Below are 13,407 nucleotides of genomic sequence, written 5' to 3'. Positions count from 1 at the left end.
CACCAACCTGACGGGGAGCCGTTTGCTCCCCTTACTTCCCGCGAGGCGGTTATGAGCAAGACCAACGAGTCCCTGATGCAGCGGCGGCACAATGCTGTCGCGCGTGGTGTAAGCCAGATTCACCCGATTGCGGTGCAGCGTGCGGAAAACGCGACCGTATGGGATGTGGAAGGCCGACAGTACATCGACTTTGCCGGCGGCATTGCGGTGCTCAATACCGGCCACCGTCACCCCAAGGTGATGGATGCCGTGCGCCGTCAGCTGGATCAGTTCACCCACACCTGTTTTCAGGTGTTGGCGTATGAGCCTTACATTGCCCTGTGCGAGCGCCTTAACGAGAAGGTACCCGGCGACTTCGCGAAGAAGACCCTGCTGGTGACGACCGGCTCCGAAGCGCTGGAAAACGCGGTCAAGATCGCCCGTGCCGCGACCGGCCGCGCGGGTGTGATTGCCTTCACCGGCGCCTACCACGGCCGCACCATGATGACCCTGTCGATGACCGGCAAGGTTGTGCCCTATTCGGCAGGTATGGGCCTGATGCCGGGTGGTGTCTATCGCGCCCAGTTCCCCTGCCCGTTGCACGGGGTCAGTGACGATGACGCGATTGCCAGTATCGAGCGGATCTTCAAGAACGACGCCCAGCCACAGGATATCGCCGCCATTGTCATCGAGCCGGTGCAGGGCGAGGGCGGTTTCTATGTCGCCAGCCCGGCCTTCATGCAGCGCCTGCGCGCGCTGTGTGACCAGCACGGCATCATGCTGGTGGCAGACGAGGTGCAGACCGGCGCTGGCCGGACCGGCACCTTTTTCGCCATGGAGCAGATGGGCGTCGCTGCCGATCTGACTACCTTCGCCAAGTCCATCGCCGGTGGCTTTCCGGTGGCAGGCGTGTGCGGTCGTGCGGAGGTAATGGACGCCATCGCCCCCGGCGGCCTGGGCGGTACCTACGCCGGCAGCCCGCTGGCCTGTGCTGCGGCATTGGCGGTGATGGAGGTGTTTGAAGAGGAAAACCTGCTGGCGCGCAGCCGTACCGTGGGCGAGATCCTCACCGGCCGCTTGAAAGCACTGGCGGCAGACGATAAGCGTATCGGCGATGTGCGCGGCCTGGGAGCCATGGTTGCCTGCGAACTGTTCACCGCCGACGGTGCGCCGGATGCAGATCTGACCGGCCGTATTGTTGCCGCCGCGCGGGACAAGGGGCTGATCCTGCTGTCCTGTGGCCAATACGGCAACGTGATTCGCATTCTGGTGCCGCTGACCGCGACCGACGTCGAATTGCACGCCGGCATGGACATCATCGCCGCTTGCTTCGCCGAGCTGTAGGGGCACAGCATGCCGTGCCCGTGGTCATGCTCGCACGGCGGCTTCCCGGGCCGACCGATGCAAGCGCAACGCCCGCGGGCGCGGCATGCCGCGCCCCTTGTATGTTGACTTTGGTCCCTGTGACCATGGTCCCCGACTGATCATCGGGCGGCAGGTGACAGGTCGTCGTGCCCCTGAAGCCTCAAGAGCTTGGTCTGTAGATGGGCCGTCTCCTGCCAACACACTCAGACAGTTCGAACGGTATCTGGTGCCGGCGCTGAGCGCCTGAGCACGTATTCGCAAGGTAGAACAGAGTGTGGTGACGATCGCCTGTCAACAGAGCCGGAGGCCCCCATGACCTGTGTTATCGGAATCGACATCGCCAAGCACACCTTCGACATCGCCAAACCGCTGGAGCGCGATAAATACCGCACCAAGGCCAAGCTGGCGAACACCCCCGAAGGCTTCAAGCAGTTTGACCAATGGTTAGAGAAGCACGCCGAGCCACATTGCTGGGTGCTGATGGAGGCAACCAGCGTGTACCACGAAGCGCTGGCGACGCATCTGCATCAGCGGGGCTATCAGGTCTGTGTCATCAACCCTGCACGCATCGCCAAATATGCGCAAAGCGAGCTGCGCCGGGTTAAAACCGACAAGACTGACGCCAAGTTGATCGCCCGCTACGCACAGCGCCATCTGGAAGAGCTGCGTCCTTGGGAGCCCGAGCCAGAGAGCATCCGTCAGCTACGCGGCCTGGTACGTCGGCTTGCCGATCTGCAGGAGTTGGCGCAGATGGAGCGCAACCGTCTGGACGTTAGCGCAGAATCAGCCCAAGCCTCCATCCGCATTCATCTGGAGCACCTGGACGGTCAGATAGCCTTGATCAGCAAGGCGATTAACGATCACATCGACAATGACCCGGGGCTGCGAGAACAAAAGCAACTAATGAAGAGCATTGATGGCGTTAGCGACGGCACCTCAGCCTTGCTGTTGGCAGAACTGGGTAACCCATTGCGGTTCGATAGCGCCCGGCAAATGGTAGCGTTCTGTGGTCTTAACCCACGCTTGCAGGAGTCCGGGCGGTACAAAGGCAAGACGATCATCTCGCGCACCGGGTCAGGCCGATTACGCGCAGCGCTGTACATGCCAGCCCTCTCGGCGATGACCTACAATCCGGTCATCAAAGCGATGAAAGTAAGGCTGGCGGAACGCGGGAAAACAGGTCGGCTAGTCGTCTGCGCCGCCATGCGTAAGCTGCTGCACATCATCTACGGCGTACTGAAATCAGGTCAGCCGTTCGACCCGATCAGAGCGCTTGCACACTGACCGGGAAGACGGTATCTACGCCAGGGGTGCTGATAGGTGTGGTGTTGCGGGTCTCGGCGGTTCTTAACTGTGCGCACTGAGCCGGGTAAAAATACCGTTTCGTAGACACGGCACGCCGTGTCCGTGGTCACGACCGCACGGTGGTGCGGCCGTCCCGGATATGGGCGCCCGGCGGCGCTCAGAAGGTTGAGAGGCCGCTCGCTTCCATAAAGCGATAGACCAGATAGCGCCAACGGCTGTGATCGGCAAAGTCTGCGTAGGGCAGGCTGTAGACCGCACCGTTGGCGTTCTGCCATTGGCGCTCGAAGTCGGCTCGCTGGGTGCTGATCTGCGGGTCGTCGCTGCGGCTGACCAGCCGTACGCTGGTTTCCAGATTGAGGTCGTGCAGGTTGCGCCGGGTGAAGTTGGCGGAACCGGTGATCAGCTCGGCACTGCCGTCAGCCCTGTCCAGACGAACCCACTTGCGATGACACTGCTCCCCGACGGTCGCGCACCAGCGAACCTCAATGCCGGCGTCGTGCAGATCCCATGCCGCCTGTCGATTGGGAATGCCGTTCTTCTCGCGGCCGAAGGCATCGCGGTTGGGGTCAAGCATCACGCGTATCCGGGTTCCGCGCTCCCGGGCAGCGATCAGCGCCTCAATGATGGGCCGTGACGACAGATAAAACACCTCAACGTCGAGCTGGTCGTTACCCTGCGCCGAGTTGATCAGTTGCAGCAGCCCCCGTTCGATTTCGCCCTCGGTCAGCACCTGCAGCTGGTTGCCAGCCGCGGGCCTGGTATCAAGCGCCGGCGCAGACGGCCAGTTGATCGCGGCCGGATAGCCGGACAACAGCGCAACCGCGCGTTCGGTCTGCAGCAGGTCCAGCGCCGCGGCGCCGCTGAACTGCGCGGCGCTGTTATCATGCCGGCTGCTGGCGTCATGGGGGTTCATCGAGGTAACCAGCGCCTTCCATTCGCTGCCGGTGCCGACCACCAGCGTCTTGCGGTGGTTGGCGCGGAAGTTCAGCAGGTGCAGGTAGCTGCGCAGGGTGACCTTGCCCGGGCCAACCGGGTTCGGCAGCCAGCCCCCTTCGGTGCTGTTGCCCAGATAGCTGCAGCAAAGGCTCCAGATGCCGGTCCACAGCGGGTTGGACGCCGGCAACCGGCTGAGATCGGTCATGACCAAATCTACTCCGGCGGCGCGCAGTCGTGCGAAGTGGGCAGGTTCAAGACCGCCGTACAGGGTGTTGAACGGGTCGGTGATCAATACCACCGGCATCTCGGGATGCTGCTGGCGCGCGCGGATCAGTGCCTCGGTCAGCTCGGCCGACAGTGGTCGATAGCTGTCCGTGCCGGCAAAGTCGTTGAACAGGAACATGTCGATCACCAGCAGCTCACGGGCCTCGCCGATCAGCGCGAGGATATGGTCCATGATCTCTTGCCGGATCTGTTCGTCGCCGTTGCTGTCGCGCCAGGTCTGATCAAACAGCAGCAGGGCGTCGTCTGCCGGGCGCAGTGGGGTGCTGGCAGACAGGCCTGCGGGCATCGGGCGCCAGGCGGCGATCAGGCAAGCGACAAGGATCGCGGTGGCGAGCAGCAGAACGCCGAGGCGGAGCAGGTTTGTTGTGAGCATGGTGCGCGTCGGTTGTGGGCAGGTGTTCAGCCTGCCTAAGCGGGCTGGGTAATGCAATGGGGTGCTGGCAGGCGTCTTGGGTCGGCTGCGTGCTAACCTGTGGGCGGATTCCGGTTGGGTGTAGGGACGATGCGTCGACGCGTTTCCATTTTTCTGCTGCTTGGGTTGCTGCTGGTGCTGGCAGGGCTGCTCGGGCGCCTGTATCTGCACCAGCAGCTGCAGCGCGCCGGTATCAGCGAGCTGACATGGGCTGGGCCTGGTTGGCATTCCGGTGCGCTTACGCTGGATGAGTTGACGCTGACGCTGGACAACGGCAGCACCTTCGAGCTGCAGCAACTGGCGCTGGCGCCAGGCTGGCGGTCAGGCGTTATGCTCAAGCGTGCCGAGGCGGATCGACTGGTCCTGAACCTGCCGGCGGCCGAGCAGGCCCCATCGGCGTCGGAAACCGACTCTCCTCTAGTGCTTCTCGGCGACGAAACCTTCTGGCGCACGCTGGCGCGCTGGTTGCCTGATTCCGCACGTTTGCAGCAGATTCAGGCAACCTTGCCCTGTCGCACGGGGCAGTGCCTGCTGGCCGGCAGCTGGCGGCTGGATAGTGAGCGCTCTGTCGGCAGCACAACCCTGTCCAGCCAATTGCTGCTGGATCTGGAAGGCCAGCAGCTGGCGCTGAGCCCGCGCCTGCAGCTGGACGCCGAGCGTGTCGCGCTGCAGGCCGCGCTGGCGATTGATGGCCAGCCGGCTGCTCGGCTCGACAGCCAGTGGCAGCAGGGGCACGCGTGGCAGGGGCAGCTGGCAATTCCCGACTGGCCGCAGACACCCTGGCTGTTCGGCTATCTCGGCCGCTGGCTGACGCTGGGCGCCTTGCCGTTCGAGCAGATACCGACCGCGGCTCAGGCCGATCTGAGTTGGCAGCTGCATCCGGCAGAGAAGCCCGCCCGCGTTGAGGATTGGCTGGGCGGGGCGGTTGCCCTGCAGGCGAACGTCGTGCTGCCTGAGCCTTGGGCGATTGCCGGGGTGGGCTCGCTGACCGGTGAGATGAGTCTGCAACTGAGCGGTGATCAAGGCCGCTGGGCGTTACCCGACGCACAACTGAACATGGTGTTGGTGCCTGACCTGCTGGCGACACTGCAGCAGCTGCCGAGCGCGTTGCAGCCGGCGCAGGTAGCGTTGCGGCTGCAACCGGCCAGCGAGCAACAGCTGGTGCTGGGGCAGCCTTTGGCGCTGCAGCTTTCTGCTGACGCGACCTTGCCCAGCGGCGGCACCGCCCAGCTGGATGGGCCATTGCAAGTGCAGGGGTTGGCTGATTGGCAGATCAATAGCGACGCGCTGCTGGTGCAGCTGCAACTGCCACGGCTGGTCCTGCCGGAGTTGGCGGCGCGCTCGGTTACCGCGCGTTTACCGTTGCAATTGCAGGCCAATGCCCGGTCGGCAACCATCGGTTTGAGCAAGGCCGGAGAACTGGGCTGGCAGCGCCTGCAATTGCCGGCGGCCGAGCTTGCGCTGACGGCGACCTCTGCGCGGGTAGGCACTCTGGCGATCACCCTGCCGCTGGATGAGGGCCAGTCAGCGAGCGCCACCGGCGAACTTGCCGCCGAGATCAACCGGGTCGAGCACGCACAGTTCAAACCGCAAAGCTGGTCGCTCTCAGGTGACTGGGAGTGGCAGGATGGCGCGCTGGTCTGGCGCGGGCAGGTGGCCAACGCGGCCGGCCTGCAGCTCGATCATCAGGCGAATTTCAGCAGCGATGGCCAGTGGCAGCTTGACGGCACGCTGGCGCCGATTTATTTCCGCGCAGGTAACCCGCTTGAGCAGACCCTGGCCAGTTGGCCTGCGCTGCTTAGCCTGTCGAGCGGTCAGCTTAATGCCGAGCTGCAGGCGGGCGACAGTGGCAAGGGGCTGCGTGCCCGGTTGAGTGCGCGGCTAAGTGGTGCCAAGGGGATTTATGATCGGACCGCTTTCAGTGGGCTGACAACGCCGGTGCAGGTTTCGTTGCAAGGTGATCGCTTCAGCGCCGTGCTGGCGGATCTGCAAATGACGGAACTCGATGCGGGTATCCCTGCAGGTCCGCTCGCTGCTGATCTGGCTTATCGTGGTGCGCTGGACCAGCCGCTGGCTGGCACGCTGGACGCGCAACGGCTGACGCTGGCGCTGCTGGGCGGACGGGTATCGCTGACCCCGGCCACGCTGGACATGGCGCAGCCCGAACAGCGTGCAGAGCTGGTGCTGCAGGGGCTGGAACTGGGCCGCCTGTTCGAAGTCTATCCAACGGAGGGGCTCAGTGGCGGAGGTACGCTGGATGGACGACTGCCGGTGCTGTTGCGTGATGGCCAGTTGCTGGTCGATCAGGGCGCGGTTGCGGCGCGCGCGCCCGGTGGTGTGCTGCGTTACCAGTCCGACAAGCTGCAGCGACTGGCGGCCAGCAACCCGAGCATGCGCGAGCTGGCCGGAGCACTGGAGGAATTTCATTACACTGTACTGAGCAGTCAGGTAGAGTTGGCCGAAGGCGGTGATCTGACGCTGGCGCTGCGCCTGCAGGGCAGCAACCCCGATTTTCAGCAGGGGCGGCAGGTCAACCTGAACATCAATCTGCAGGAGAACATTCCGGCGTTGCTGGCCAGCTTGCAACTCAGTGGCAAGGTCAGTGACATCATTGAACAACGGGTGCAGCAATACCTGCTCAAAAAGCGGATAGAGCAACCCTGACGAGGAGCGCCTATGTACGGGCGAAGTCTGATGATCGCGGCACTGGCCGGCCTGCTGGTCGCCTGTGCCGGACCCACGGTGCAGCTGGCTGCGCCGAGTGAGCCGATCAACATCAATCTGAATGTGAAGATCGAGCACGAAATCTACGTCAAGGTGGACCGCCAACTGGACGACGTCTTTGACGAATCCAGCGGTCTGTTCTGAGCCGGCGAATAAGGAACAAGACAATGCGCAAGACGATATATCTGACCTGTTGCCTGCTGGCGCTGCTGATCGGCAGCGGTTCGGCCTGGGCGCTGAGCCTGAACGAGGCGATGTCGGCCCTGCCGGCAGCCAAGGAAGCGGGGCTGCTCGGCGAGCAGTCCAACGGTTATCTGGGCGTGGTGCGGGCGTCGGGTAACGCCGCCGAGGTGGCGCAGCAGATCAACGCGGCGCGCAAGGCGGAGTACCAGAAGGTGGCCCGCGACAACGGCATTTCGCTGAATGACGTCGAGCTGATTGCCGGCCAGAAGGCGATTGACCGTACCCCGCGCGGGCAGTACATCAAACTTAACGGCCAGTGGCGCCAGAAGTAGCCGGCAGCCACTCGATGGTGCCGTACCAGCCGGTGACGGTCTGACCGCTGTTGTCGCAGTCGGTCATGATCGCCAGCCCGTCGATCTGATCCAGCGTCTGCCCGTGCAGACGCTGGAAATCCTCCCTGACATTCCGTTCCAGCTGCACCAGTGCTGTAGCGCCCGGTGCGCCGCTGCTGACTGCCAGCATCTGCGCGTTGGCGGTGAAGGCGTTGGGCCACTGGCTGCCGGTCGGCTGGCCGGACGACCAGACGTAATTCACCGCCAGCGTGCGCCAGGGCAACAGGCCGCCGTCCCTGACCACATAGAGCCGTACCGGATAGTCGTCGCCCTGCTTGCGGGTTTCGTCGAGCTGGCTGAACGGCTGGCTTATGCTCCAGGACCAGCGCAGGATCGGTGTCTCTCGCAGGTCAACCGGGTGTTCCAGATAACGGGCGCTGGCCTGGCCGGCGCTGCAATCGGCGCGCAGCAGGGTCTGACCGTCGCGCTCTGCCAGCTGATAGTCGGTCGGCTGGGTGAAGGTGCGCTCGGGCCACTGAACGATGTCGGCTGGATCATAGCTTTGGGCAGCGCAGATATCGCTGCCCAGCAAGCCTGTCAGCATCAGCAAGAGGGTTTGACGCATAGCGGGCTCCTGTGTCGGGAGCCCCAGTATGGCAGCTTCAGCTCTCGGGTGCCGTTGGCTCAATGGCGCTGAGGCGCAGCTGTTCGGTGTGGTCGAAGCGCTCCTCAAGCAGCGCCTGTACCGCGCTGGCGCGATCACTGTCGGCCAGTCCCGGCTGACTGAGAATCGCCTCGCGCTCGCGGTTGAAGTCGCTCACACGTTGCCGCCAGGCGGCGCGTTGCTGATCCAGTGTTTCCAGCCTGTCGGTTGCCTCCGGACCGACCAGCGACAGCCTGAGCGCCCGCACCTCGGCCTCACTGGCGCCCTTGTCGCGCAAGGCGCTGGTCTGCTGGCGCAGGTCCTGATGAATCTGCGGCACCAGCAGCGCCTGCAAGTCCTCGGGCAGGCGCTCGCGCAATGCCTCGACTTCATAGGCCTTGTCGGTGTCGCTCAGCTCAGGGTTGCGTAAGATCGCCAGACGCTCCAGGGTGAAGCGGTTATACAGTTCCTCGCCGGCAAAAAACGCCTGGTGCTCCTCGGCACTGAACAGCTCGGCCCGCAGGCGTTGCACGGCGTCCTGGCGCGCCCACAGCGCATCCAGATCGGCGGCGACCGGAAAGGTCTGTTCAAGTGTGATTAACTGCTGCTGATAGGCGAGATAGCGCTGCAGCAGGTCCAGCGCCTGACCGCGGGCCGGGTCCGGCAGGCTGGCGCTGATCAGGGCTTGCAGCTGACGCACGATGTCGGCGTGCGACTGCTCGCCAGCGGTGCTCAGGTAGTAGTCGAACAGGTGCCGCAGCTGGTCGCTGATCAGCAGGCTGCCATCGGGGTTGGCCTGCAGCCGGCCGTCGATATCGGTGCCTCGCAGCGATGGCGCGACGGCAGCCGGGCTCGCGACGGGCGCGCTGCGCAGCAGGCCGGCCGGAGGGCCGTCTGAGCGCGGCGTCGGGTTCGGGGCGAGCTGGCTGTCGGCCGCCTCGATCTCCGGTTCCTGCGCAGGTTGACTCAGCTGCCAGCCGAGCAGCAGTGCGGCGGCGAGTAAAGGAAGATAGACAAGCGCTTTCATGATGTACTCGGGCAGGTCGGGGAAGCGGGCCGCCGCGAAGCTGGCGGCCCGCGTACTTACAGGCCGGCGTTTTTCAGGCGATTGGCCTGCTGGCGGTAGACCGTGACCGGATCGGTTTCGAACAGGCTGGTGAGCCCCAGAGTCTGGTTGACCTCGTCGAGGTGGTTCATGCGGTAGTTGTCGCGAATCACCATGCCCAGGTGCGAGCTGCAGCGGCCGACCAGACCGTCGTTGGCTTCACCGCCGAAGGTCAGCGACGAGGCGCCGAGCAGCAGATCGGACACATCCAGCGCGTTGGTCAGCGGGCGGGTGCCACTCCAGGAGTAGTAGCGCACATTGTTCACCACATAGGCGCCCTCGCCACAGGCGCTGGTGGGAATGCCCTGCGGGAAGCGGGCGTTGAAACGTGCTGCTCCTTCGCTGTTGAGCGACTCAAGTGAGCCCAGCGAATTCTGCGGCGTGTTCGAACTGCTGCCGGAGAGGAAGTTGATCAGTGCGCCGAGGCCGTTGACGATGCCCGCCAGAAGGGCCTCGCCGCCTGAGCCTTCCGGCACCTGGCGCAGGAAGTCGGCGGTGGCGGATCCCTTGTGTGGAGCGCCAACGCTGGTCACCGAAGCGACCAGATCCGGCCGTACCGCCGCGACGTAGCGCACGGTCGGGCCGCCGTGGCTGTGGCCGATCAGGTTCACCCGTCCCTTGCCGCTGATGGCGACGATTTCCTCGACCTGCTCGAGCAATTGCTCGCCGCGGGCCTCGGAGGTGTCCAGTTGGCTGACTTCGGTAACGTAGACGGTGGCGCCATCCTTGCGCAGGGCACTGGGGATGCCGTACCAGTAATCGACGCCAAGCAGGCTGTCGAAGCCAAGCATGCCGTGGGTCAGCACGATGGGATATTTGGTTTTGGTGTAGCCGGAGGAACCAAACCAGAAGGCATGGGCCTGGGTGCTGACGCCGAACGCGGCGATCAGCCCGCAGGCAAGACTCAGTCGGGTCTTGCGCGACATGACGAAACTCCTTGTTGTTGTGCTTGTTTTGTATCGTCTTGAGGCACTTTTTCCAGTGCCTGGGCGCTGAGCATAGCCAGCCTCGGCAAGGCTGAGTAGCGACTGATCCGCAGAACGGCGGCATAACAGCATTGCAGGAAAATGACCGGCGGGTCATTGGCTCTGCGACGGGGCCATTCAGCTTGTTAATCCGATGAACGGCAATTCAGGGCTTGACTCGCTATAGCTGTTCGCCGAGGTAGGCGCGCTGAATCAGCCGCCAGTCGGCGGACTCGGTCAGCCGCAGCACTGCCTCGTTCAGCGGTTCTCGCAGGCGACTGCCAGCAGGCATGGCCAGCGCGTAAAGCTGCTGATCAAACACGCCGGGCAGCAACTCCAGCCGCTCTCGCCCGAGCTGCTGATTGCGGTACTGCATCAGGGGGCGGTCGTAGACCACGGCGTCGGTCTCGCCTGCGGTGACCGACTGCATGGCACCGGTGAGATCCGGATAGGCGTGTGAAACGATGCGCTGCTCGTCGAGATAACGGGCGCTCGCGGTGCCTGCGATGGTCGCCACGGTGCTGCCGGGCAAATCCTGTGGCCCGCGTATCTGGTATTGCAGGTTGCTGACGGTCAGCGCACTGGTGATCGCCGCAGTAAAGCTGGCGACCATGATCAGGCCGGCAAACATCCAGATCAGTGCAACCAGCCGGCCGGCAAAGGTGACCGGTGCCTTGTCGCCGTAGCCAACGGTGGTCATGGTCACTGCTGCCCACCAGAAACTGGCACCGATGCCTTCGGTTGCGCTGCCGCCGAACTGTTGGGGGTTGCGACGGCGCTCGAACAGCCAGAGCAGGGTGCCTGCCGCGAGCAGCAGCAGGGCCAGACCGCCGACGACACTGAGGAAACTCCAGCTGAACAGCGCCCGCAGGCTTTGCAGCAGACCTGACTTGGGCGCGCGTGCAACACCGATAGACAGACCGGTCTGATAGAACGGGTGGCTGAAATCGAAGCGTTGTTCGCGCTCGGAGGTCATGGTCAGCGCACCCACGGCGATATCGATCTCACCGCTTTCGACCGCCTGCAGCAGCTCGGTAAAGCCCATTTGACGAAACTCGAACGCCCACCCCTTCTGCTCGGCAATGCTGCGCCAGAGGTCGATGCTGATCCCCTCCCAGCCGCCCTTGCCATCGGCGATGACAAAGGGCGGGACCTCGGTAATCCCGACCCTGAGCGGTGGCTGGCTGGTGCTGCCGGTCTCGGTGGCGCCGGCCAGCGGCGCGAGCAGCAGCAGACACAATAGCAGGCGGGTAATCAGGCGATCGGTCATGCGTAACTCCCTGTTGATGATGTCTTCAGGGTACCAGACTGAAATCAGGGGGCCAGTTTGCCTACCCGGTAACGCTCCGGTGTTTTTCCCGGGGCGTGCGATCTGTCCATCTGGTAGTCTTCCTGCAGTCTGAACAAAAGGGCAGGGAGTGCAGATGTTGACGGGTTATCTGGAAAGTTACGCGTTCTGGTTGTTGCTGGGCCTGCTGTTGCTGGCCTCGGAGTTTTTCATCCCCGGTTTGATTGCGGCCTTCTTTGGCCTTGGGGCACTGCTGGTCGGGCTGCTGACGCTGCTTGGCCTGATCGATTCGCTGCCTGCTCAGGTGACGGTATTTTCGCTGTCGAGCATATTGGCGCTTTGGCTGTTGCGCCGCCGCTTCCAGCGCTGGCTGCGTGGCAGCGAAGTCGATCTGGCCGCCAGGGATCAGGACGACGCAGGTCTGCTGGGCATGCGCGTGCGTGTGCTGACCGACTTTGTTGATGGCGTCGGTCACGTGCAGCTTAACGGAGCCAAATGGGATGCGGAGTCGTCTGACCCGCTCAAGAGCGGCGAGTCGGCCTGGGTGACGGATCATGCGGGCATCGTCCTGCGGGTCAGTGCGTCCCATCCCGACAACAATAAATGATCTTTTCGGACCAAGGAGCTTTTCATATGGAAATCGCAACAATGCTGTCACTCGGGTTTCTGGTGCTGGTCATCATTACCCTCACCAAAACCGCCCGCATCGTGCCGCAGCGTTCGGCCTTTATCGTCGAGCGGCTGGGCAAGTACGCCAAGACCCTCGAAGCGGGCTTTCACATCCTGATCCCGTTTATCGACCGGGTGGCCTACAAGCATACGCTCAAGGAAGAGGCGATAAACGTGCCGAGCCAGGCCTGTGTGACCAAGGACAACATTCAGGTGGTAGTCGACGGCGTGATCTACCTGCAGGTGGTTGATCCCAAGCTGGCCAGCTACGGCATCAATGACTACCGCTACGCCTCCATTCAACTGGCGCAGACTACTCTGCGTTCGGTAGTCGGCAAGATTGACCTGGACAAGACGTTTGAAGAGCGTGAAACCATCAACGTCCAGGTGGTTGAGGCACTGGATGAAGCCGCCAAGCCCTGGGGCGTGAAAGTGCTGCGCTACGAAATTGCCGATATCGAACTGCCGGCAACCATTCTGGATGCGCTGGAGAAGCAAATGCGCGCCGAGCGGGAACGTCGTGCCGTCGTGGCCCAGTCCGAAGGCGAGCGGGAAGCCAAGATCAACATTTCCGAAGGTCAGAAGCAGGAAACCATCAACCTGTCCGAAGCCGACAAGATGCGTCAGATCAACGAAGCCGAAGGTAAGGCCCGCGAGATCGAGCTGATCGCGACCGCTACCGCCGAAGGTCTGCGTCGCGTTGCCGAGGCGATCAATACCCAGGGTGGCCAGGAAGCCGTTTCGCTGCGGGTTGCCGAACAGTATGTGAAGGAATTCGGCAAGCTGGCGCAAACCAACAACACCATGATCCTGCCGGCCGAACTGAGCAATATCGGCTCGGCCGTCGCAGCGATTACCAAGACGCTGGAGACGGCTCGCAAGTAAGCCGCAAGCGGCTTAGCTACAAGCTACAAGCTACAAGCTACAGGTTTGAAGCCTGAAGCTGGAAGAGAAAACCGTGCGGCGTGAGTCGTGCGGTTTTTTTTGCTTCACGGTGGCGCAGGTTTGATGGTTCCCACGCGGAGCGTGGGAACCATCAGGGCGCGCAGTTGGGTGCTGTTCATGCCAACGCGAAGTACTTGGCAACGGTCCTTCGCTTAATCCAGCCACCCGCGCAAGCTCCTGGCTTCCAGCTTCCAGCCCAAAAAACAAACCCGGCACCAAGGCCGGGTTTGCTTGCAGCTTATAGCTTGAGGCTTGCAGCTCGCGGCCGCCC

13 protein-coding genes are annotated in these 13,407 nt (G+C 63.3%); 7 read left to right on the top strand and 6 right to left on the bottom strand.

Going from position 1 to position 13,407, the window contains the following annotated elements:
- The first annotated feature begins 51 nt into the window (after positions 1-51).
- Together gabT and B7O88_RS12185 are read left to right on the top strand one after the other, a co-directional pair.
- The gene (gabT, locus tag B7O88_RS12190) at positions 52-1,323 is read left to right on the top strand and encodes a 4-aminobutyrate--2-oxoglutarate transaminase (protein WP_088276254.1); all 1,272 of its coding nucleotides are present in this window, start codon (positions 52-54) and stop codon (positions 1,321-1,323) included.
- Positions 1,324-1,656: 333 nt separating this feature from the next.
- Positions 1,657-2,628 carry an IS110 family RNA-guided transposase gene (locus tag B7O88_RS12185; RefSeq protein ID WP_088276252.1) on the top strand — a complete coding sequence of 324 codons (972 nt, stop codon included), beginning with the start codon at positions 1,657-1,659 and terminating at the stop codon, positions 2,626-2,628.
- A 178-nt stretch (positions 2,629-2,806) separates the two neighbouring features.
- On the opposite strand, the gene B7O88_RS12180 is transcribed toward B7O88_RS12185, so the two are convergent.
- On the bottom strand, positions 2,807-4,243 hold the full coding sequence (locus B7O88_RS12180) for a phospholipase D-like domain-containing protein (protein WP_088276251.1): 1,437 nt from the start codon (positions 4,241-4,243) through the stop codon (positions 2,807-2,809).
- A gap of 129 nt (positions 4,244-4,372) precedes the next feature.
- Between B7O88_RS12180 and B7O88_RS12175 the strand changes: the two genes are divergently transcribed.
- Genes B7O88_RS12175 through B7O88_RS12165 form a run of 3 tightly spaced genes read left to right on the top strand, consistent with a single transcriptional unit; the run spans position 4,373 to position 7,521 of the window.
- Entirely contained in the window at positions 4,373-6,946 is a 2,574-nt protein-coding gene (locus B7O88_RS12175; protein ID WP_088276250.1) for an intermembrane phospholipid transport YdbH family protein, read from the top strand.
- Between the two features lie 12 nt (positions 6,947-6,958).
- A complete protein-coding gene (locus B7O88_RS12170) occupies positions 6,959-7,150 on the top strand; it encodes a YnbE family lipoprotein (RefSeq protein WP_088276249.1) in 192 nt (63 codons plus the stop codon).
- 23 nt (positions 7,151-7,173) lie between these two features.
- Positions 7,174-7,521, top strand: a complete 348-nt coding sequence (locus tag B7O88_RS12165) for a YdbL family probable chaperone protein (protein WP_088276248.1) — start codon at positions 7,174-7,176, stop codon at positions 7,519-7,521.
- On the opposite strand, the gene B7O88_RS12160 is transcribed toward B7O88_RS12165, so the two are convergent.
- The 4 genes from B7O88_RS12160 to B7O88_RS12145 all read right to left on the bottom strand — a co-directional run bounded on the left by B7O88_RS12160 (position 7,496) and on the right by B7O88_RS12145 (position 11,504).
- Positions 7,496-8,146, bottom strand: a complete 651-nt coding sequence (locus B7O88_RS12160; protein WP_088276247.1) for a DUF3047 domain-containing protein — start codon at positions 8,144-8,146, stop codon at positions 7,496-7,498. The two genes, B7O88_RS12165 and B7O88_RS12160, sit on opposite strands and share 26 nt — an antisense overlap.
- 37 nt (positions 8,147-8,183) lie before the next feature.
- A complete protein-coding gene (locus B7O88_RS12155) occupies positions 8,184-9,191 on the bottom strand; it encodes a lipase secretion chaperone (RefSeq protein ID WP_088276245.1) in 1,008 nt (335 codons plus the stop codon).
- A 56-nt stretch (positions 9,192-9,247) separates the two neighbouring features.
- Positions 9,248-10,195 (bottom strand): triacylglycerol lipase, encoded by a 948-nt coding sequence (locus tag B7O88_RS12150; protein ID WP_088276244.1) that lies wholly within the window; start codon positions 10,193-10,195, stop codon positions 9,248-9,250.
- Between the two features lie 220 nt (positions 10,196-10,415).
- The gene (locus B7O88_RS12145) at positions 10,416-11,504 is read right to left on the bottom strand and encodes a transporter substrate-binding domain-containing protein (protein ID WP_088276243.1); all 1,089 of its coding nucleotides are present in this window, start codon (positions 11,502-11,504) and stop codon (positions 10,416-10,418) included.
- A 154-nt stretch (positions 11,505-11,658) separates the two neighbouring features.
- Here B7O88_RS12145 and B7O88_RS12140 point away from each other — a divergent pair, with 154 nt between their 5' ends.
- Together B7O88_RS12140 and B7O88_RS12135 are read left to right on the top strand one after the other, a co-directional pair.
- Positions 11,659-12,129 carry an NfeD family protein gene (locus B7O88_RS12140; RefSeq protein WP_088276242.1) on the top strand — a complete coding sequence of 157 codons (471 nt, stop codon included), beginning with the start codon at positions 11,659-11,661 and terminating at the stop codon, positions 12,127-12,129.
- A 26-nt stretch (positions 12,130-12,155) separates the two neighbouring features.
- Entirely contained in the window at positions 12,156-13,076 is a 921-nt protein-coding gene (locus tag B7O88_RS12135) for an SPFH domain-containing protein (protein WP_088276241.1), read from the top strand.
- A gap of 30 nt (positions 13,077-13,106) precedes the next feature.
- Here the strand turns inward: B7O88_RS12135 and B7O88_RS18075 are convergent.
- Positions 13,107-13,407 (bottom strand): hypothetical protein (locus tag B7O88_RS18075; RefSeq protein ID WP_216359011.1); only part of this gene is annotated, 301 nt, incomplete at its 5' end.

It is taken from the genome of Halopseudomonas aestusnigri, assembly GCF_002197985.1.
GTDB lineage: Bacteria > Pseudomonadota > Gammaproteobacteria > Pseudomonadales > Pseudomonadaceae > Halopseudomonas > Halopseudomonas aestusnigri.
This window is presented reverse-complemented; position numbering and strand designations above follow the sequence as displayed.